19 protein-coding genes are annotated in these 21,339 nt (G+C 32.4%); 8 read left to right on the forward strand and 11 right to left on the reverse strand.

Features of this window, described 5'->3' with window-relative positions; all coding sequences use genetic code 11:
- Positions 1-68: 68 nt before the first annotated feature.
- The gene (locus Q361_RS02045; RefSeq protein WP_146046971.1) at positions 69-881 is read left to right on the forward strand and encodes a hypothetical protein; all 813 of its coding nucleotides are present in this window, start codon (positions 69-71) and stop codon (positions 879-881) included.
- A 29-nt stretch (positions 882-910) separates the two neighbouring features.
- On the forward strand, positions 911-1,399 hold the full coding sequence (locus Q361_RS02050; protein WP_103725043.1) for a hypothetical protein: 489 nt from the start codon (positions 911-913) through the stop codon (positions 1,397-1,399).
- 19 nt (positions 1,400-1,418) lie between these two features.
- Here the strand turns inward: Q361_RS02050 and Q361_RS02055 are convergent, their stop codons facing one another.
- From Q361_RS02055 to Q361_RS02100, 10 genes are read right to left on the reverse strand one after another with little or no spacing between them, the layout of a single operon-like run.
- On the reverse strand, positions 1,419-1,859 hold the full coding sequence (locus Q361_RS02055) for a protease complex subunit PrcB family protein (protein WP_169929243.1): 441 nt from the start codon (positions 1,857-1,859) through the stop codon (positions 1,419-1,421).
- Between the two features lie 7 nt (positions 1,860-1,866).
- Positions 1,867-2,997 carry an N-acetyl-alpha-D-glucosaminyl L-malate synthase BshA gene (bshA, locus tag Q361_RS02060; RefSeq protein WP_103725045.1) on the reverse strand — a complete coding sequence of 377 codons (1,131 nt, stop codon included), beginning with the start codon at positions 2,995-2,997 and terminating at the stop codon, positions 1,867-1,869.
- A 26-nt stretch (positions 2,998-3,023) separates the two neighbouring features.
- Positions 3,024-6,029: a glycoside hydrolase family 3 N-terminal domain-containing protein gene (locus Q361_RS02065; RefSeq protein WP_103725046.1), complete on the reverse strand. Its 3,006-nt coding sequence runs from the start codon at positions 6,027-6,029 to the stop codon at positions 3,024-3,026.
- A 9-nt stretch (positions 6,030-6,038) separates the two neighbouring features.
- Positions 6,039-6,521 (reverse strand): ABC transporter ATPase, encoded by a 483-nt coding sequence (locus Q361_RS02070; RefSeq protein WP_103725047.1) that lies wholly within the window; start codon positions 6,519-6,521, stop codon positions 6,039-6,041.
- 1 nt (position 6,522) lies between these two features.
- A complete protein-coding gene (locus Q361_RS02075; protein WP_146046972.1) occupies positions 6,523-7,116 on the reverse strand; it encodes a hypothetical protein in 594 nt (197 codons plus the stop codon).
- 10 nt (positions 7,117-7,126) lie between these two features.
- Complete coding sequence (locus Q361_RS02080; RefSeq protein ID WP_103725049.1) at positions 7,127-7,912, reverse strand: (Fe-S)-binding protein; 786 nt, start codon at positions 7,910-7,912, stop codon at positions 7,127-7,129.
- Between the two features lie 55 nt (positions 7,913-7,967).
- The gene (locus Q361_RS02085; RefSeq protein WP_103725050.1) at positions 7,968-8,414 is read right to left on the reverse strand and encodes an LNS2 domain-containing protein; all 447 of its coding nucleotides are present in this window, start codon (positions 8,412-8,414) and stop codon (positions 7,968-7,970) included.
- A 21-nt stretch (positions 8,415-8,435) separates the two neighbouring features.
- Complete coding sequence (locus Q361_RS02090) at positions 8,436-9,755, reverse strand: (Fe-S)-binding protein (RefSeq protein ID WP_103725051.1); 1,320 nt, start codon at positions 9,753-9,755, stop codon at positions 8,436-8,438.
- A 7-nt stretch (positions 9,756-9,762) separates the two neighbouring features.
- Positions 9,763-10,725, reverse strand: coding sequence for an MlaD family protein (locus tag Q361_RS02095; RefSeq protein WP_103725052.1), 963 nt, complete (start codon positions 10,723-10,725; stop codon positions 9,763-9,765).
- 32 nt (positions 10,726-10,757) lie between these two features.
- A complete protein-coding gene (locus Q361_RS02100; protein WP_317047127.1) occupies positions 10,758-11,978 on the reverse strand; it encodes an N-acetylmuramoyl-L-alanine amidase family protein in 1,221 nt (406 codons plus the stop codon).
- An 88-nt stretch (positions 11,979-12,066) separates the two neighbouring features.
- Here Q361_RS02100 and Q361_RS02105 point away from each other — a divergent pair, with 88 nt between their 5' ends.
- Positions 12,067-14,643, forward strand: coding sequence for a putative LPS assembly protein LptD (locus Q361_RS02105; RefSeq protein WP_245874591.1), 2,577 nt, complete (start codon positions 12,067-12,069; stop codon positions 14,641-14,643).
- 15 nt (positions 14,644-14,658) lie between these two features.
- Positions 14,659-15,039, forward strand: a complete 381-nt coding sequence (locus Q361_RS02110; RefSeq protein WP_103725055.1) for a RidA family protein — start codon at positions 14,659-14,661, stop codon at positions 15,037-15,039.
- A gap of 1 nt (position 15,040) precedes the next feature.
- Here Q361_RS02110 and Q361_RS02115 read toward each other — a convergent pair whose 3' ends face one another.
- Positions 15,041-15,415, reverse strand: coding sequence for a methylglyoxal synthase (locus Q361_RS02115; RefSeq protein ID WP_103725056.1), 375 nt, complete (start codon positions 15,413-15,415; stop codon positions 15,041-15,043).
- Between the two features lie 204 nt (positions 15,416-15,619).
- Here Q361_RS02115 and lon point away from each other — a divergent pair, with 204 nt between their 5' ends.
- The 4 genes from lon (at position 15,620) to Q361_RS02135 (ending at position 21,231) form a co-directional block, all read left to right on the forward strand.
- Positions 15,620-18,073 (forward strand): endopeptidase La, encoded by a 2,454-nt coding sequence (gene lon, locus Q361_RS02120; RefSeq protein ID WP_103725057.1) that lies wholly within the window; start codon positions 15,620-15,622, stop codon positions 18,071-18,073.
- Between the two features lie 122 nt (positions 18,074-18,195).
- Positions 18,196-19,218 (forward strand): type IX secretion system protein PorQ, encoded by a 1,023-nt coding sequence (gene porQ / locus Q361_RS02125; RefSeq protein WP_103725152.1) that lies wholly within the window; start codon positions 18,196-18,198, stop codon positions 19,216-19,218.
- 12 nt (positions 19,219-19,230) lie between these two features.
- Positions 19,231-19,923, forward strand: a complete 693-nt coding sequence (cmk, locus tag Q361_RS02130) for a (d)CMP kinase (RefSeq protein ID WP_103725058.1) — start codon at positions 19,231-19,233, stop codon at positions 19,921-19,923.
- 63 nt (positions 19,924-19,986) lie between these two features.
- Positions 19,987-21,231: a nucleoside permease gene (locus tag Q361_RS02135; protein ID WP_103725059.1), complete on the forward strand. Its 1,245-nt coding sequence runs from the start codon at positions 19,987-19,989 to the stop codon at positions 21,229-21,231.
- Positions 21,232-21,339 lie beyond the last annotated feature (108 nt).

Raw genomic sequence — 21,339 nt, forward strand, 5'->3', positions numbered from 1 at the left:
AATGTAAAATAAAACCTACTTATAATGCAGTTAAAAATATTTTAGTAAATTGCATTAAAATAATATTTATGAAAAAATATATAGTATACTTATTTATCGGTGTTTCCTTAATCTCTTGTTCTAGTGAATCTTCAGATACTGAAAACACAAACAACGATCCTGGAACTACAACAACGTTTTTACCTTTAAACAATGGTAATTACTGGACATACAATGTGAATACAAGTGCTACAAGTACAAGTCCTGCGACTAGCGGAAGAGATTCTTTGTATATTGCCAATGACACTATTATTAACTCAATTACTTACAAAAAACCAAAAACCTTAGCCTTGCCTTTTGGTTTTTATTCGAGTGCATTAAGAAATAATGGTATTCGTATTAATGGTTCTAAATTACTACTTACGGGTGCAATATCTACCAACTTAGGTATTGGAAACACCTTGCAATTTGATGTAAATGATTTTTGCTTTTTTAAAGAAAATGGTACTCAAGGAGAACTACTAAGTTCTAAAACAGGTAGTTTTACTCAAACTTATAATGGATATCCGTTGAATTTTAACTATGTTTTGAGTAGTTATTCTGATGGAAGTTTGGCTAGTTTTACGGCTCCAACAGGTACAACTTATACCAATGTAAAAAAGTCTAAGTTGGTACTCAATTTAACTGTAACTACTACAGTATCTGGCCTTACAGGAACCTTGCTTAATGCTCAAGATGTAATGACAAGCAATCAATATTATGTTTCAGGAAAAGGTATGGTATATACTTCTACAAACTTAGGATACCAATTAAATCCATTGGCAGCAAATTTAAACCTAGGCATTCCAACATCACAAACACAAACGCAAACCGAAAATTTACATTCGTTTTATATCCATTAAAAACTAATATTAACTTAAATAACTCTACTATGAAAAAATTATTTATTTCAATGGCGGTATTAGGTCTAGCTTTTACGGTCAATGCGCAAAGTATTTCTAAAAATGCTTTAGGTTTAAGATTAGGCGATAACGACGGCTTTGGTGGAGAAATATCGTACCAAAGAGGATTAAAAGAAAACAACAGATTGGAACTTGATTTAGGATTTAGAAACAGTAATGATGTAGATGCTTTTAAACTTACAGGTCTTTACCAATGGGTATGGCAAATTGATGGTGGATTCAATTGGTATGCTGGCGCGGGTGCTGGTTTAGGTAGCTGGAGCTACAACAAGTATGGTGTAAAAAATAATGGCACTTACTTTTTTGGTGCTGGAGATATTGGTATAGAATACAACTTTGATATTCCTTTGCAACTATCGTTAGATTTTAGACCAGAATTGTATTTGAATTCGAGTGATTTTAGAGATAATAGTTTTGGTCCCGATGTAGCTTTAGGAATTAGATACAAATTTAATTAACAAATAAATACTCCCGATATTATTCGGGAGTTTTTATTTCTAATGGCTTTTTTGATTTTATACGTACTACACAATAGGGCTTGGTTGTAATTTGTTGAATATCATCTTTTTTGGAAGGTGCGTTTTCTACTAAAGTTACAATAATTTTATCTTGCAATTCTTCCAATTTTGCAACTTCAATGGTATAACCTGTAGTTGGTTTTTCTCCTAAATTTACCAAAATAAAATTTGAATTAGTAATATCTTCTTTTTTTACAAATTTTTTTATCAAATCGTCTTGCAATAACATATTGAACTCTTTTTCAGAATCAATAATTTCAAAAAACTGAAAAGAAGCACCATTAAATTCATCTCCTGTTAAAACATCATACTTATCTGAACTAATGTAAGGTTTTGATGTGCCACATCCGATTAATACTAATAATACAATAAAGGTTACTGTTTTAGTTAGAATTTTCATTTGTTTATTATTTATTTGCAATAGCGCGTTGGTAAAGGTTTTCATAAATAGGTAAAATGTTTTCAATATCAAAGGTTTTAGCCAATTGATATGCATTATTTTTAAAAATTTCTAGCGTATTCATATCTTGTAAAATAGTAATAGCATTTTGTGCCATTTCATCTGTATTACCTACATCACTCAAATAACCTGACACTCCATTTTTATTTACTTCTGGTAAACCACCCGTATTGCTCGATATAACAGGTACACGCCATGCCATTGCTTCTAGTGCTGCCAATCCAAAACTTTCGGTTTCTGAAGGCAATAAAAACAAATCTGAATAAGACAAAATTTGGTCTATTTCATTACTGTTTCCAAAAAAAATAACTTTATCTGTAATTCCTAAAGTTTCGCATAAGTATTCTGCACGAGCTTTCTCGGGACCATCGCCTACCAACATTAATTTAGAAGGAATTTGTTGTTGTATTTTATAGAATATATCTATTACGTCTGGAATTCTTTTAACCTTTCTAAAATTGCTTATATGTGTTATGATTCTTTCGCTAGATTTTGCCATAACAGAGCGCTTACATACTTTTTGTTCTGTAAAATCGTGGTTTTTAATTTCTATAAAATTGGGAATTACCTCAATTTCTTTAGATATATTAAAATATTTACACGTATCTTCCTTTAAACTTTGAGAAACCGAAGTAACATAATCCGATTTATTGATGCTAAAATTAACAGCAGGCTTGTAATACGGATGATTTCCTACCAAAGTAATATCAGTTCCATGTAACGTTGTTATCATCGGTATATTTATACCTTCGTCGAGCAACATTTGTTTTGCCATATAGCCCGCATAAGCATGAGGAATAGCATAATGCACGTGTAAAACTTCTATATTGTGCAATTTTACCATGTCTACCAGCTTGCTAGAAAGTGCTAACTCGTAGGGTTGGTAGTGAAATAATGGATACTCTGGCACATTTACTTCATGGTAGTGTACATTATTATTAAGCAACGCTAAACGAACAGGTTGTCTATAAGTTATAAAATGTATTTCGTGACCTCGAAGTGCTAGTTCTAAGCCTAATTCTGTTGCTACAACTCCACTACCTCCAAATGTTGGATAACATACTATGGCTATTTTCACGGTATAAATTTTATTTTTGAGTCTACTTATTTAATAATAGCCTCTTGGATTATTTTTTGAATATCTTCTCTAATATTTTCTTTTGAGAGCTTATTTACGGCATTACTATCTGGAAATGTTCTGTTGGAAAGAAAAATATATAGTATCTCTGTTTCTGGGTCTGCCCATACCATAGTACCTGTAAAACCCGTGTGCCCAAAACTAGACTTCGATACACAACCGCATGTTGGACCTTCTTTGCCCAATTGTGGTTTATCAAATCCTAAGGCTCTTCTATTTCCTTCATTGCAAAAATAACATGTATTAAATGTGTCAAACGTTTCAGGAGAAAAAAATTGTACATCATTATATGTTCCTTTATTAAGGTACATTTGCATCATTTTGGCAAGATCAATACTATTTGAAAAAACTCCTGCGTGACCAGCTACACCACCCTGCATAGCAGCCGTCATATCGTGTACATAACCTTGAACACGAGCGTTTCTAAAATAGGTATCATCTTCAGTTGGAGGAATAGTTGTTATATCAACTCTTTTCCATGGGTTATACATCGTATTATTCATTCCCAATTTGGAGAAAAAGTTAGTATTGGCAAGTTCTTCCAAGGTTTTTCCTGTTTCTTTTTCTAGATATTCTTTTAAAATAATAAATGTAAAATCACTATACTTGTATTCTTTTTTATCGAGTAATTTACTCTTTACAATATGAGAAATTATAGTATCGTTTATAGATTTTAAAGCATACAAGTCTTTGTTTACGGGTAAAGTAAAATCTTTTCTAAGTGTAGTACTGTAATAGTCTACAGAAGGGCATTTATCGATATCTAACGTAGCTTTATAAAACGGTTCCCATGCTTGGAAACGTGCATAGTGCGAAAGCAACTCTTTGAAAGTAATAGAGGCTTTGTTAGAATTTTTGAAATCTGGTAATACTTCTCCTAACTTGGTATCCAAACCAAACTCACACTTATCGTAAAGTTGCATAACATTGGGCAAAGTACCTACTATTTTTGATACCGATGCCACATCATAAATATCTGAATTTTGAACCTTAACTTTTTTGTCGTAGGTATGATAACCGTAGCTTTTTTGAAAAATAACCTTACCTTTTCTTGCTACAAGTATTTGAGCTCCAGGCGTCATTTTGCCATCGATTGCTTTTTTAACTACTGCATCTATTTGCTTGAGTTTGTTAGAATCCATACCTACATTTTCGGGAGCACAAAAACCTAATCTATCAATGGTTTTTGAAGATAACCCAAAATCTACCGGAAATTTATCATTTATGGTAACAGGCAATTTTCCTTTGGCAGCTACTGCACCAAATAATAGTTCTGCAGAAACTTCTTGTGCAATATCAGAATTTTGATAAGACAATACGACAGATTCTATTTCACTAAAATCTTTAATCGCCATAAGCGTATACGGTTTTGCAAAAACATCTAATATTACATGCTTATGTTTGGCTATTTCTTGAATATATTGCAACTCTGTTTCAGAGAAATCGTGTTTTTTCCAAGCTTTATCAGACTTGTGATACCCAATAATTACGGTAGAAAAAGGCTTAAGTTTTATAAGTAAACTGTCTAATTTTTCGTGAGAAACTTCGGTAACATTGGTGTATTTTTTAAGTGTATTTAAAAAAGTAGTGCCTGAATCGTCGCCTAATTTTACATACGCAATTTTATCGGATAAATCTTCTATAGGTACCAGTTCATGCTTATTTTTTAATAAAGTTATAGCATTTTCGTACAACTCATATTGCAAAGCATTTTTTTCTGGGGCGTTCAAATCGTTAGCCAAATTATCTAAAGAGATTGGACTGTAATGATTTAAACCTGATTTGTATTTGTATCTTAATATTTTTTTTACTGATTTTTCAAGTCTTGATTCAGATATTTCTCCGTTTTCGAGAGCTGTGCAAATTTTTTCGGAAGCCAGAGGTACATTCTCTGGAAATAATAATATATCGTTTCCTGCTTTAAAGGCTTCCAAATCAATCTCACCTGGTTTTTTAAAATTACTTGCACCTTTCATATTTAGTGCATCGGTGAATATAAGCCCTTCAAAACCAAGCTCTTCTTGCAATAAATTGGTTACAACATTGTAAGAAATTGACGAAGGATAATTTTCGCGCACTTCTAAACTTGGTACAGCCAAATGAGCCACCATTACAGAAACCAAACCTTCATCAAACATTCTCTTATACGGATAAAGCTCTACAACGTCGAGTCTGTTTTTAGAAAAATTTATTTGTGGCAAAGTATGATGCGAATCTGTTGCTGTATCGCCATGACCTGGGAAATGTTTACCTGTAGCAAATATCCCATTAGATTGAGTACCTTGCATTAAAGCAATAGCGTGGTTGGTAACATTTTTTTTATCTTCTCCAAACGATCGATTGCCTATTATGGGGTTAAGCGGATTGGTATTGATATCGAGAACAGGTGCAAAATTAAATTGCGCGCCAATACGTTTGGTATCTTCGGCCATATTTTTACCCACTTTTTCAATGAGTTTTAAATCTCTTATGGCGCCCAATGTCATATTCCAAGGGTATTTGTAGGTTGAATCTAGGCGCATACTTAAACCCCATTCTGCATCAATCCCTATAAATAATGGAATTTTAGATTTTGCTTGAAACCTATTGGTAAGTTTTATTTGTCTAGATGGGCCTCCTTGAAAAAATATAACACCGCCTATTTTATTTTCAGTTATAAGTTTATCGATATCTTTAAAATGAGCCTCATCTTTGTTGGAATATGCTGCAACCATAAAAAGCTGCCCTATTTTTTCATCGATAGACATTGTTTTATAAATGCTATCTACCCACTTGGTTTCTTTGTTGGTGGCTGGAAAATAATTTTTACGCTCGTTTTTTGAAACACCTACATAGGGTTCTTCTTCTATTTCTATTTTAGGTTTTAATGAAGTACTTGATGGGGTAGAATTAGTATTTTTTTTTGTAGTTCCGCAGTTGGTTATTACAAAAAATAATACAGCTAAAAATAATAATCGAACTAGTTTACTCATCAAAATATATTAAAAAAAACGGTTATGCCAACTCTCTATTGCAGGAACTTCCCAATCGTGTTGAAGTTCTTCTATAGTATTTACTAGATTATTAAACACAATAGTTTGAGGCGAAACGGCTTTTTCTTTTGCCATTTTTTTGAATTCTAATAATGATTTGTGGGCAATATGTTCTCCATTTTTAAAAGTAACATTCATTTTATCTAACAAATCAACTTGATATTTTTGTTCTAATTGTTGAATAAAATTTACCGAAGCATCTATAGAACAACCTGTAGCGGGTTGCATTTCTTGGTTTACAGCTATAATTATAAATCGGTTATATTCTATTTTATAAGAAGCGTGTAGGTGTGCTCCGTGTGCTGTCCAATCATTTAAAAATTGTTCTAGTTTCGATTTTATTTCTACAATTTCGTCTTCAGAAAATTTTCTGTTAGATTGATAAATCCATATTCTAGATTCTTCGGGTAATGTATCAAATGGTACAAACATATTATTTTTCTAAACCTTTAATTACTTTAAAATATCTAAATTCTTTCGATTTTGGGTCGTATAATTCTTGCTCTTGATAAGTTATGATTACTGTATCATTCTTTTTGATAGCATTTTCTGTAAATAATGAAGCTGAATCAAAATAATTCAACAATAAAAAGCTGTGTGTTCTAGAGTTTTTATCTTTTAGTAAAATAGAAACAAATTGTTCTGTTTTTATTTCTACTATTTTTCCTTCTAGTTGTTCTGTTTCTTCATTGTCTGTAAATTCATCGCTAGCACCTGCAATAAGCATTAACGTTTCTGGGCATACTGTTACCATTTTCATACCTATTTCTTCACCAAGCTTTTCCATTGCTTTTTCTTTGCCTACTACATCGCCATACTGCTTTTTTACTTCTTCTTGATGTTTGGTATAACTGGCTAATATGCATAGACCAAGTTGCAATTCTAAATCGCTTCCTTTTAAATCTTTTAACTTATCAGATTTTGATGAAATACAATCGCAAACTTCTTTGGTTACTGTATCTGTAATATTTTGAGAAAATATATTTTGAGATAAAACTACTAAAATAATAAGGATAACTTTTTTCATGTGTAACATTTTATAAATCTTGAGCATTGGCAATCAATTCTGCAATATCTAGTACAGGAGTAGTATTTTCTTTTATTTTTACGCCATCGGTAAGCATTGTATTGCAAAACGGACAACCCGCAGCAATAATTTCTGCTTGAGTTTCTAGTGCATCTTCGGTGCGCTCAATATTAATGTCTTTAGTACCTTTTTCGGGCTCTTTAAACATTTGAGCTCCTCCTGCTCCACAACAAAAACCATTTGCTCGAGAACGTTTCATTTCTACCAATTCTGCATCAAGTTTTTTAATTAAATCTCGCGGTGCTTCATATACATTATTGGCTCTACCTAAGTAACACGGATCGTGAAAAGTAATTTTTTTACCTTTAAATTCACCTCCAGAGATAGTAAGTTTTCCTGCATCGAGAAGCGACTTTAAAAATTCTGTATGGTGCATTACTTCATAAGTACCGTTTAACGATGGATATTCATTTTTTAAAGTATTAAAACAATGTGGGCAAGCCGTAACAATTTTTTTTACTTCGTAAGCATTGAGTACCTCGATATTCATCATGGCCTGCATTTGAAACAAAAACTCATTTCCTGCTCGTTTTGCAGGATCTCCAGTACAACTTTCTTCTGTACCTAAAACTGCAAAATCTATATTGGCATTGTTTAATATTTTGACAAATGCTTTGGTTATTTTTTTTGCTCTATCGTCAAAACTTCCCGAACAACCTACCCAAAACAAAATTTCGGGTTGCTTACCTTGAGCCATCATTTCTGCCATAGTTGGCACATGCAATACTTCTGACATAATTGTATTTTTATAGTTTTAAAAGTTTTAGAATGTTATATCTTTACTTTTATATTTATTCGTGGTGTTCGTCATCAAAAACTTGAATCGTAACTTCTTTTTCTATCAAATCTGTAAATTTTCCTCTATACCGTGTGGCTTTTACCAAATGGTTATCTATCCAATGGTAGTTTCCTCCTCTAGGCTTACCAAATAAAATACCATGATATTTGAATCCGTGTTTTTTAAGCCAAATTTCTGTATACTCTCTATGTGCTTCTGTTCTAGAAGTAAAAAAGAATATTATATGGCCTTCATCATACCATTTATTTAAGGTAATTAGCGCATCTGGATATACTTCTGCAGTAAGCATTCTTTCGGGCTCTTCGTTAGGAATATCATCACAAATAGTACCGTCAATATCTATTAAGTAATTTTTGATACCTTCGGGCAATATAGGACTTACTTTTTGACCGTTTTCAGTATGTTCTTGTAAATTTTTTTCTATATCTTCAGATTTCATCTGTACTGTATTTCTATTGTATTATTCTGATTTCCAATTCAACCTATCCATTTGATTATATTGCCAAGGCGCTGCATTGTTTTCAATATTTGTCATCATAGCATTAAGCGATTGTGGTGCTGCACTTTGCTCCATAACCAAATATCTTCTCATATCGATAATGATGGAAAGCGGACTAATATTTACCGGACATTCTTCTACACAAGCATTACAACTTGTACAAGCCCACAACTCTTCTGGAGTAATATAATCGTTCAATAACGATTTATTATCGGGTACAAAAACTCCATTATTTGCATCTATATTTTTACCTACTTCTTCCAATCGATCTCTGGTAGACATCATAATTTTTCTTGGAGATAATTTTTTACCCGTAGCATTGGCAGGACAAGACGAAGTACATCTTCCGCACTCGGTACAAGTATATGCATTAAGTAATTGTACCCAGTTTAAGTCGTGTACATCAGATGCTCCAAACTTACTAGGAACAGCATCTGCTGGAGGTGCAGCATAGGGATCGGCATTGGGATCTAGCATCAATTTTACTTCGTTTGTTACACTTTCTAAATTGTCTAATTTTCCTTTTACGTTTAAATCTGCATAATACGTGTTTGGAAATGCAAGCAAAATATGTAAGTGTTTAGAATAGTATAGGTAGTTCATAAAACCAAGAATACCAATAATATGCAACCACCAACAAGCTCTTTCTATCATGTGTACTGCATTTTCATCCATTCCATTAAATACGGGAGAAATAAAATGACTTACAGGAAAAGAGCCCGCTTGAATGTAGTGTGAAACACCTGCTTGTTGTAACCAAAAATCAGCTGCATTCATCACTAAAAACAAAGTCATCAATACCATTTCAAAATATAAAATTGTATTGGCATCTTTTTTTGGATCGCCCTCCAAATCTGGATTGGATAGTCTGTTTATTTTTAAAACATTTCTTCTCATCCAAAATAATACTACCGCGATGAGCACTAATAATGCTAATATTTCAAATGACCCAATAAGTATATTGTACAATAAGCCTAAACCAGCAAATATACGGTGTGTACCAAACAAACCATCAATAATTATTTCTAGTAATTCAATATTGATAATAATAAAACCTACATAAACAATAATATGTAAAAATGCTGCTAATGGGCGTTTTACCATTTTTGATTGGCCTAAAGCTACCATAAACATATTGTTCCATCGAGCAGAAGCATTGTCTGCTCTATCTACAGGTTTACCAAGCTTAATGTTTCTAATGAGTTTTTTAACGTTGATTGTAAAAAAACCGAAGCCAATAATAAGAAGTACTGCAAAAAATAATTGTGCTAAGAGGTTCATAATAAAATTATTGTTTTATGTCTTGTGGGGTTTCTTGTGGTGCCACATAAGGCTTATTTTTCTTTCCAAATAAAGAAACATTTACGTATCTAGTAGGATTTAATCTTAAATCTTGTAATAACAATTCTAGTTCTTTTGAAGTATTTGCAAAGTTGTTGTAAAGCGTTTCATCTTTCATAAGTTTACCCATACTTCCTTTTCCAGCATCAATATCGGTCATGATATGATTTACATTTGCCAAAGTATTTTCGAGTTTTTTAACGGTTTCACCCAATTGGATTTTAGAAATAGAATCGGAAACCTTAACAAAGTTTGCAGATGCTTTATCTACATTTGAGAGTGTGCTGTTTATTTTTGATTTGTTTTCGGCCAATAAATCGTTTGCTTGAGCAGATACCAACTTAAATTGAGCCAATGTTTCGTTTAAATTTTGTAAACTCGCTTGTAAATTTTGCTTATTCTTAGCATTTAAAACATCATTAATACCCAAAACCATAGTATTGGCATTGTCTAAAAGTTTTTCAATTTTAACTTTCAAAGGTTCTACTTGTAATGCTAAGGCATCGGTTAATCCTAGTTTTGCAGAAGATATTAAATAATCGCCATCTTGAGCCAAACGGCTATCTTTTGCATTGGGAATAATAGCTATTTGCTTACCTCCTATTGGACTTGGCGCATAAATTTCGGCTAAAGCTGATTTTGTAATAGGATAGTCTGATTTTATTTGCATTTCTACAACCAACTTGGCTGTATTGTTGTTCAATTTTATAGCGCTTACTTTACCAACGGTTAATCCGTTTATGGTTACTGGTGAAGAAACTGCCAAACCTTCTACATTCATGTACTCAACATAAAATGTTTTGTAGTTTACAAATAAATCTCTTCCTTTTAAAAAACTATAACCCCAAATAAATAATAATATTGAGGCAATAACTAAGATAGCGGTTTTAATTTCTCTTGATAATTTCAAAGCTTATATTTTTTTTTGCAAAAGTATTAAATTTATTTTTGCTTTAAGGCTTCATTTACACTTATAACTTTTCCGTCTTTAAATGCTACTACAAATGCCGATTTATAGCCTTTTTCTTTAGCTTTTTTAAGCAATTCTTTGGTGTTCTCATATTCTGATGTTTCACCATAATAATATTTATAATATTTCCCGTCTTTCTCCATAGAAATATCCTTTAACCCTTTAAAATTTGAAGGACTTAACTCCATCTTTTTATCTCCTGCAGATATTTGAACCTTATAGAATATCCCCAACTTGAGTTCTGCTGTATTCTTGCTCTCAATTTTGTTGGGTTGGCTTTCTTTTTTTACAATTTCTTTTTTAATACTATCTTTTTTAGCTTGTTCTTTTTTTGTCTCTTCTTTTAATATACGAGAAGGTCTTTCGAGTTCTTCATAATCTCCGCCATCAAAATATTCTTTTTTATATTCAATAATTGCTGTAGCGATTGCTTCTGCCATTTCATCTTGTCCTTCATCAGAATTCAAATAAGCTCCTTCGGTTTCATTTGAAATAAATCCAGTTTCTATAAGTACACGCGGCATATATGCTTTGTGCAATACCATAAATGGCTCCTGACCTATACCACGACTTTTGCGCTCGATACTTTTAAATTTTTCTTGGATTTTACCTGCAAGCATAATACTATTTTCCACATACTCTTCTTGCACCAATGTAGTACCAATAATAGATTCGGGTCTACTTGGGTCGAAACCTTCGTATTTTTTCTTATAATCTTTTTCTAGAGTAATTACCGAATTTTCTCGTTTGGCAACCTCCATACTCGATGCTGTTTTGGTTAATCCCATAATAAAAGTTTCCGATCCAAATGCTGCTGGGTTTTTACTAGCATTACAATGTATAGACACAAACAAATTAGCGTCGGCTCTATTGGCAATGTTAGCTCGTTCAACCAAATCGATAAACACATCAGTTTTTCGGGTATATGTAACTGCTATGTTTGGTTGTTTTTCTAATATTTTTCCTACTTTTAATACAATAGCTAAATTGATGTTTTTTTCAGTACAATTGCCATATATGGCACCGTAATCGTGATCGCCATGCCCTGCATCTAAAGTAACTTTAAATTTAGCCGATTGAGAATATCCCAATTGAATAAAAAACAGCAATAGAAACATGGAGAAATATCTATTATTGCTCAATATCGTTGGAATAAAGTTAATTTTATTTAAAACACTACTTTTGTAACCCATTTATTTATTTATTTTTGACGAAAAATTGTAAGTATCAAACAACTGACAAAAATCAAGCCGTATTTTTACAAAATTAGTATTTAAACCATTGCGCACAAACTTATTTTATATCGTTTTAACAGCTTTTTTTCTTTTTGGAGGAAAACATACTGCTTATTCCCAGAAAAATACACCAAAAACAGAAGTTAAAGAAAATGTTACTGTAGTAAAAACCGATTCTTTAAAAAAAATAAAATATTTAGAAGGATTGGTACATTATAAAGCTAAGGTGTACGAAAAGTTTGACCAAAAGAAAAAAATAATCACTCTTTATGATGGCGCAGAATTAAAATATTTAGATTACGAACTCAAATCGGGGATTATTGTTTTTGATTATGCAAAAAATGAAGTTTATGCAGGTAGACTCAAAGACTCTCTAGGCAACTACATTCAATATCCTGTATTTAAAACGGGTAATAACGTTGTAGAACCCGACTCCATACGGTTTAATTTTAAAACTAAAAAAGCAAAAATTTGGAACTCTAGAACAAAACAAGACGAACTTAATGTAAAAGCTGCCATTTCAAAAAAAGAAAATGATTCAGTTTACTTTATGAAAAGTGTTTTGCTTACTACAGCAAAAGATGTTGATGACCCTGAATATCATTTTTTGGCAAGTAAAGCCAAGTTAGTTCCTGGAAAAAAAATAGTTGTAGGCCCTACTTATATGTATATTGCCCAAGTGCCTATGCCTTTTGTTATGCCTTTTGCTTATTTTCCTATTACTACAAAAAGACGTTCGGGTATTATACCGCCTAGTTATGGGCAAAATAATAGTAGAGGCTATGCTTTGCAAAACGGAGGTTATTATTTTGCTCTAACCGACAATTTAGATTTAGCTGTTTTGGGTGATTACTTTACCAATGGTAGCTACTCTTTGCGAGGAGAAAGTAGTTACGGTAAAAGGTACAAGTATAATGGTACTTTTAACATAAGATACGAAAATCAAATATACAGCGAAAGAGGTTACCCTGATTACAGTAAAACTAAAATTTTTAATGTACAATGGAGCCATACTAAAGATAGTAAATCCAATCCAAATTCTAGATTTTCAGCCTCTGTAAATGCAGGAAGTAGCCAATACTACAACCAATCTATTAATCAATCAAATATAGGGTCTTCGTTAAACAACACTTTAAACTCATCTATTTCATACCAAACTACCATTCATACAGTACCGCAAATAAGTCTATCTATGGCGGCTACGCAATCGCAAAACACCAAAACACGCGATATGAATTTAACTTTACCTACTCTACAAGCAAGTGTAGATAGAGTTTATCCGTTTGTAAAAAAAGATGGAGAAAAGAAAGGATTCATTAAAAACATCAACTTACAATATAATTTAAATGGTCAAAACAGTATAAAAACCAAAGACTCGTTGTTGTTTAAATCTAAATTTGCAGATATTTCAGAAATTGGGTTTCAGCACAATATTCCTTTATCTACAAATTATAAACTATTTAAATATTTTAGCGCTACAACTAGCGTAAACTATAGAGAAGTGTGGTACTTAAAAACCAAAGAAAAATATTTTGATGCCGATTTAAACAAGGCTGTAGATAAATACAATAATGGTTTTGATGCTTTTAGAACGTACTCTTTCTCAAACAATATAGGTACAACTGTATATGGTATGTATACTTTCGGGAAAAATTCAAAAATTCAAAGTATTCGCCATGTAATGAGACCTAGTGTAAGCCATGGATATACGCCTAGTTTTAACCAATATGTAGACACTTATGTTACTAACATAAATGGAGATAGGGCCGAATATACACGCTTTGATGGTGGTATTTATGGTGCGCCACAAGGTAGTTACAGCAATACATTAGGGTTTTCGTTAAGCAATACGTTTGAAGCCAAGGTTACCGATAGTGATTCTACTAAAACAGAACCTAAAAAAATCATGTTATTAAACAACTTGACTTTCAATTCAGGATACGATTTAAAATTGGCTCGTTGGAGTTCAATATCTTTTAGCGGTGGAACTCAAGTTTTTAAAGAAAAACTCAATATCAATTTTGGCGGAAATATAGATCCGTATGAATATGTTAAAAATGATTTTGTACGCAAAGCTTTCGGATTGTCTAGTGCCAATTTAACTATGAATTATGCCATAGCTAGCTCAAAAAAAGAAGGTAAAAAAGAAGAAAACGTACAAGGAGCATTAAATGGAGGTAGAAAAGACGATTTGTTTGGTATGAACCAAGACCTTAATGACGATCGATTAAACCAAATGAAAAATAAAGAAGACGAAGAAGACGCTTTTTCTGGATTTTACAATTATCAAATACCTTGGGATATTAATATGGCATTATCGGTTACTTACAATAATTCAGATTTCGGACGAAAAATATCTACTTGTTCACTCATGATGTCTGCCAATACCGATTTAACACCAAAATGGAAATTTGGTGTATCAACAGGTTACGATTTTATTAATAAAGGAGTAACTTTTACTCAAATTAGAATGAACAGAGATTTAATGAGTTGGTATATGAATTTCAATTGGTCGCCATTTGGTCAAAATAGCTATTGGGGATTCTTTATTGGTATAAAAGCAGGAGTTCTTAGCGATATCAAATGGGACAAGCGTACGCAACCTGATAGAGTTTTACGTTAATAAACAGCATATACAATGAAAAAAATAATTTTTACAGAAAAAGCACCCGCTCCAATAGGCCCTTATAACCAAGCGGTTCTTGTTGATAATACACTGTACACTTCTGGTCAAATAGCATTAAATCCAGAAACGATGGAGCTTGTTTTAGATGACATTAAAATAGAAACCCACCAAGTCATGCAAAACATGAAAGCAGTTTTAGAAGCAGCAAATATGACTTTTGAAAATGTGGTAAAAACAACCATTTTCATAATGAATATGAATGATTTTGCCACCATAAACGAAGCATACGCCAGTTACTTTGATGAAAAAACTGCTCCAGCTCGTGAAACAGTTCAAGTAGCTTGTTTGCCAAAAAATGTAAACGTAGAAATCTCTATGATTGCTGTAAAATAAATTACTTTAACTCATCTAAACCTAGTAATAACAACTGAGCCGTAGCTTCATTAGTAGCTAGAGGTACATTATGCACATCACAAATTCTAATAAGCATATTGATATCTGGTTCATGAGGATGACTTGAGTTTGGATCTTTAAAAAACAAAACCATTTTCGTTTTACCTACTGCTACTCGAGCTGCAATTTGAGCATCGCCACCCATAGGCCCAGAAAGCATTTTTTTTACTTTAAAACCAGCCAACTCAGCCTTGCCACCTGTAGTACCTGTAGCAATAATTTTAATATTTTCTTTATCTAAAATGGCTTTATTCTTATTTAAAAACTGAACCATTTCTGCCTTTTTACCATCGTGGGCTATAATTGCTATTTCCATATTATTTTTTTTACAAAAGTAATACAAGCTCTTTAGTTATGCCTATTTGACTGATTATTATTTTGGCATAAATCTTGAACCAACTATATTAAGTAAACCAAAGAAGCATAATGCTTTAACCTAGAGCGCTTATAGTAAGCCTTTTAAATTAAAACTAAAAAAATACCTAACTATAAAAACTGTCTTTTTGACACCATTTTTATTATGCCAAACCATAAAATTATTACACTTGACAATTTGTCATTAAACGAAATAGATAGCGAAGCCGAACTAATACCCTTAATGACTCCCGAAGATGAGGAAGAAATGACAAAAGAAAAGCTTCCTAAATTGCTTCCTATTTTGCCATTGCGCAACACGGTTTTATTTCCAGGTGTTGTAATTCCTATTACCGCGGGTAGAGATAAATCTATAAAATTAATTGATAGCGCCAATACTGGAGATAAAATTATTGGTGTTGTGGCACAAAAAGACGAAAGTGTTGAAGATCCATCAATTGCAGATATTCATACTGTTGGTACTGTAGCCAAAATTTTAAGGGTATTAAAAATGCCCGATGGCAACATTACTGTTATTTTACAAGGTAAAAAGCGATTTGAAATAGATCAAATTGTTTCGGAAGAGCCATTTTTACAAGCTGCCGTAAAAGAAGTTACAGAAACTAGGCCTCAAAAATCTGATAAAGAATTTGATGAAATTGTAGAGTCTATAAAAGAAAATGCTATTCAAATAATAAAAGAAAGTCCTAATATTCCTACAGAAGCTACTTTTGCTATCAAAAACATTGAAAGCCAGTCGTTTCTTGTGAATTTTGTTTCGTCGAATATGAATTTGAATGTTGATGAAAAACAAAATTTGTTATCTATTAATGATTTAAAAGAACGAGCGCTCGAAACCTTGCGCTTTATGCATATCGAGCTTCAAAAGCTCGAAATCAAAAATAATATACAGTCGAAAGTTCGATTTGACTTAGACCAACAACAACGCGAATATTTCTTGCACCAACAAATGAAAACCATTCAAGAAGAATTGGGTGGCGTTTCAAATGAGCAAGAATTTGAAGAAATGCGCGAAAAAGCAAAGTCAAAAAAGTGGGACGAAAAAGTAAGTAAACATTTTGAAAAAGAATTTTCAAAATTACAACGCATGAATCCGCAAGCGCCTGATTTTGGCATTCAACGCAATTACTTAGAGTTATTTTTAGATTTACCTTGGAATGAATATTCAAAAGATAAATTTGATTTAAAACTTGCTCAAAAAATATTAGATAGAGATCATTTTGGTCTTGACGATGTTAAAAAACGTATTATTGAGCATTTAGCAGTGCTTAAATTGCGCAACGATATGAAATCGCCAATTATTTGTCTTACAGGGCCTCCGGGTGTTGGTAAAACATCTATTGGTAAGTCTATTGCCGAATCATTAGGAAGAGAATATGTGCGTATATCTCTTGGCGGACTTAGAGATGAAGCCGAAATAAGAGGACATCGCAAAACCTATATAGGTGCTTTACCTGGGCGTATAATTCAAAGTATGAAAAAAGCAGGTACTTCAAATCCTGTGTTTGTATTAGACGAAATAGACAAACTCTCTTACAGCCATAATGGCGATCCATCTTCGGCATTATTGGAAGTGTTAGATCCTGAACAAAATAAAGAGTTTTACGACAACTTTTTAGAAATGGGATACGACTTATCTAAAGTTATGTTTATTGCTACTTCCAACACCATGAGTACAATACAACCAGCATTAAAAGACCGTATGGAAGTTATAAAAATGTCTGGTTATACTACCGAAGAAAAGGTTGAAATTGCCAAACAACATCTTATACCCAAGCAACTGAAAGAACATGGTTTGAAAGCCAAAGATGTTACTATTGGTAAAAAACAAATCGAAAAAATTATAGAAGGTTACACAAGAGAATCTGGAGTTCGTAATTTAGAACAAAAAATAGCACAAGTAATACGCAGTATTGCAAAATCTGTGGCTATGGAAGAATCGTACAACAACAAACTTACTGATGATGATGTGGTTACAATATTGGGTGTACCAAGACTAGAAAGAGATAAAGCCGAAGGAAACGATGTGGCAGGCGTGGTTACTGGTTTAGCTTGGACTGCAGTAGGTGGCGATATTTTGTTTATAGAATCATTAATTTCAAAAGGAAAAGGTAGCCTTACACTTACTGGAAACCTAGGTACTGTAATGAAAGAATCGGCTACTATAGCATTAGAATATATCAAAGCAAATGCAGAATTGTTTGGTCTAGATCAAGATGTTATTTCAAAATACAACATACACCTTCATGTACCAGAAGGCGCAACTCCAAAAGATGGGCCAAGTGCGGGTATAGCTATGCTTACCTCCATGATTTCATTATTAAAACAAGAAAAAGTTAAGAAAAATATTGCCATGACAGGCGAAATAACCCTACGAGGTAAAGTGCTTCCTGTAGGTGGTATCAAAGAAAAAATATTGGCTGCCAAAAGAGCCAATATTAAAGAAATTATTTTGTGTCATGAAAACAAAGCCGATATTGACGAAATAAAATCAGATTATTTAACTGGGCTAACTTTTCATTATGTAAAAGAAATGCACGAGGTTATTGCTTTGGCTCTTAGCGGACAAAAAGTTAAAAATCCAAAAGAGATATCTTAAAAAATACTCCACTACATTTTTATAGGCGTGAAAATAAACTCACGCCTTTATTTTTTGCTTACTACTAAAAATAATATCTTCGCATCTGCGTTATCATAGTTGTACCAAACCTAATTATGTATATTTTAAAAAAGATTATTCTTTTATTCCTTTTTACGCTTTATACACAAGCCCAAATTGGGGGGAAATCAGTGTACCAATTTCTCAATATGGCAACTTCTCCTCGTCAAGCTGCTTTGGGTGGTAAAGTAATTACGATTTTTGATAGCGATGTAAATCAAGTACATTTTAACCCAGCTACCATAAATCCAGAAATGGATAATAAACTTGCTGTTAATTATGGTAATTATTATGGCGGTGTAACTTATGGTACAGCTTCGTATGCATATACTTACGACCGTCATGTGCAAACATTTAATTTGGGTGTAAATTATGTAAACTACGGTAAATTTGACGGTTATGACGAAATAGGAACTCCCACTCAAAGTTTTACAGGTAGTGATACCTCATTATCGTTGGGCTACGCCTACAATGTACCTTTTACTACATTATATTTTGGATCGAATGCCAAACTTATTTCTTCCAACTTAGAAAATTATAGTTCTTTTGGAGCTGCATTAGATGTAGGAGTTTTATTTATTGATGAAAAAAACGATGTGAATTGGGCTTTATCATTAAGAAATATGGGTACTCAAATAACTACGTATGCTGGAACACAAGAAAAATTACCTTTTGAAATAATACTAGGCGTTTCTCAACAAGTAGAAAATGTACCCCTAAGGTGGCATCTTACTTTAGAAAATTTGCAACAATGGAAACTCGGGTTTTCCAATCCAAATAGAGCAGTAAGCAGTATCGATGGCAGTAAAACAGAAGAAAAAGTATCTTTTTTTAACAATGCCTTACGCCATGTTATTTTTGGGGCAGAACTTTTTCCAACAAAAGGATTTAATTTTAGACTTGGCTATAATTTTAGAAGAGCTGAAGAATTAAGAATAGTAGACAAACGTAATTTTTCTGGAATTTCTGTTGGTTTCGGATTAAAAATGGGCAAACTTAAGTTCAATTATTCTTATTCCAGATATACTTTGGCAGCCAATACAAGTCTTTTTGGATTAACCCTAGATTTTGCAGACGAATATTAAAATAAAACTATTTTGAAAAAAATTACAATAGCCATAGATGGTTTTTCTTCTACAGGAAAAAGTACACTTGCCAAACAATTGGCTAAAGAATTAGGATACATTTATGTAGATACAGGCGCAATGTATAGAGCTGTAGCTTACTTTGCTTTACAAAACGGAATTATATCTTCTACAAGCTTTGATAAAGCAAAATTAATAGACCACTTACCCGAAATATCGCTAAAATTTATTTACAATCCTGCCTTAGAATTTGCAGAAATATATTTGAATGGTAATAACATTGAGAAAGAAATAAGAACTATAGAAGTTTCATCGTATGTAAGTAAAATAGCCGAAATATCTCAAGTAAGAGCCAAACTTGTGCAACAACAACAAGTTATGGGAAAAGATAAAGGCATTGTTATGGATGGTAGAGATATTGGTAGTGTTGTTTTTCCAAATGCTGAACTTAAAATATTTATGACTGCAAGTGCAGAAGTAAGGGCTAAAAGACGCTTTGATGAACTTATCGCAAAAGGAGAACTTGTTACCTATGAAGAAGTATTAAAAAATGTTCAAGAACGCGATTATATAGATACACACCGAGCCGATTCGCCTTTATTAAAAGTACCCGAAGCTATAGAAATAGATAACTCTAAATTATCCAAAGAAGAACAATTTTCTTTGGTGCTTTCTTTGGTTGAAAAAGCAACGAAATCGTTGTAATTTTTTGCAAGTATACTTTTAAAGTAGTAGATTTACAATTCGAATTTTATACAAATACTTATCATGAATATTAAAAACAAACTCACCTTAATGAGTTTTCTGCAATTTTTTGTTTGGGGTGCATGGCTTATTACTATTGGAACATATTGTATGAATGCAAAAGGCTGGACAGGCGCTCAATTTGGAGCTATCTTTTCTACTTTAGGTCTTTCTTCTTTATTTATGCCTGCAATTACAGGTATTATTGCTGATAAATGGTTGAATGCCGAAAAATTATACGGATTACTACATATTTTTTATGGTTTAATACTCCTTTATGTACCTCAAGTAAACAACCCAGATACTTTATACTATGTTATTTTTGGCGCGATGATTTGCTATATGCCTACAATTTCATTATCCAACTCTATAGCATATACCATTTTAAAAAATAATAATTATGATGTAGTTAAGGTATTCCCTCCTATTCGAGTTTGGGGAACTATTGGTTTTATAGTAGCCATGTGGATTACAAATTTTAGTCATAGCAATGTAAATGCTAATCAATTTTATATTGCGGCAATCGCTGCATTTATACTTGGGGTCTATTCATTTAGCTTACCAAAATGCCCACCGCAAAAATCTATTTCAAAAGATGCTTCTCTTTTAGAGCAATTAGGTTTAACAGCTTTTAAGTTGTTTAACAATTACAAAATTGCTATCTTTTTAATCTTTTCAATGTTTTTAGGCGCAGCCCTACAACTTACAAATATGTACGGAGATGCTTATTTAATGAACATTGCTAGCAAAGGCTCATTTGTAGAAAAAAACTCTACATTAATTATGTCTATTTCTCAAATTTCTGAGACATTATTTATTGTTACTATTCCGTTTTTTCTAAAAAAATATGGCATCAAAAAAGTAATGCTTATTTCTATGTTAGCTTGGGTATTGCGTTTTGGATTTTTCTCTTTTGGAGCCTCAGAAGGATTAGGACTTATATTGGTATTATTTTCAAATATAGTTTATGGTATGGCTTTTGACTTTTTCAATATATCTGGCTCTTTATTTGTTGAAACCACAACAGAATCAAAAATACGATCAAGTGCGCAAGGTTTATTTATGATGATGACCAATGGATTTGGAGCCTATCTAGGAAGTAAAGTTAGCGGGTACGTTATTGATACGTATTATACTCATGAAAACACCAAAGACTGGCACGGAATATGGTTTGCTTTTGCTGTATATGCATTAATAATTGCCATTTTATTCTCAATATTCTTCAAGCATAAACACAACCCGCAAGAAGTAGCAGAAATTTCTCATTAGTAGAAAGCAAATTCTTACATATTTACATTTTAACAAAATTTTAACACTTGAGTTGGTATTTTTTATATTGGCTCAAGTGTTTATTTTTTCGACAAAATGCATAAAATT

The sequence above is a fragment of the Flavobacterium croceum DSM 17960 genome, from assembly GCF_002917885.1.
GTDB classification, from domain to species: Bacteria; Bacteroidota; Bacteroidia; order Flavobacteriales; family Flavobacteriaceae; genus Flavobacterium; species Flavobacterium croceum.

Coding starts and splice junctions, on each gene's coding strand:
- Q361_RS02085 (WP_103725050.1), bottom strand. CDS start 8,414: ATGAAATCTGAAGATATAGAAAAAAATTTACAAGAACATACTGAAAAC.
- Q361_RS02045 (WP_146046971.1), top strand. CDS start 69: ATGAAAAAATATATAGTATACTTATTTATCGGTGTTTCCTTAATCTCT.
- Q361_RS02065 (WP_103725046.1), bottom strand. CDS start 6,029: ATGAGTAAACTAGTTCGATTATTATTTTTAGCTGTATTATTTTTTGTA.
- Q361_RS02080 (WP_103725049.1), bottom strand. CDS start 7,912: ATGTCAGAAGTATTGCATGTGCCAACTATGGCAGAAATGATGGCTCAA.
- Q361_RS02050 (WP_103725043.1), top strand. CDS start 911: ATGAAAAAATTATTTATTTCAATGGCGGTATTAGGTCTAGCTTTTACG.
- Q361_RS02110 (WP_103725055.1), top strand. CDS start 14,659: ATGAAAAAAATAATTTTTACAGAAAAAGCACCCGCTCCAATAGGCCCT.
- Q361_RS02055 (WP_169929243.1), bottom strand. CDS start 1,859: ATGAAAATTCTAACTAAAACAGTAACCTTTATTGTATTATTAGTATTA.
- Q361_RS02115 (WP_103725056.1), bottom strand. CDS start 15,415: ATGGAAATAGCAATTATAGCCCACGATGGTAAAAAGGCAGAAATGGTT.
- Q361_RS02135 (WP_103725059.1), top strand. CDS start 19,987: ATGAATATTAAAAACAAACTCACCTTAATGAGTTTTCTGCAATTTTTT.
- Q361_RS02100 (WP_317047127.1), bottom strand. CDS start 11,978: ATGGGTTACAAAAGTAGTGTTTTAAATAAAATTAACTTTATTCCAACG.
- Q361_RS02070 (WP_103725047.1), bottom strand. CDS start 6,521: ATGTTTGTACCATTTGATACATTACCCGAAGAATCTAGAATATGGATT.
- Q361_RS02090 (WP_103725051.1), bottom strand. CDS start 9,755: ATGAACCTCTTAGCACAATTATTTTTTGCAGTACTTCTTATTATTGGC.
- lon (WP_103725057.1), top strand. CDS start 15,620: ATGCCAAACCATAAAATTATTACACTTGACAATTTGTCATTAAACGAA.
- Q361_RS02075 (WP_146046972.1), bottom strand. CDS start 7,116: ATGAAAAAAGTTATCCTTATTATTTTAGTAGTTTTATCTCAAAATATA.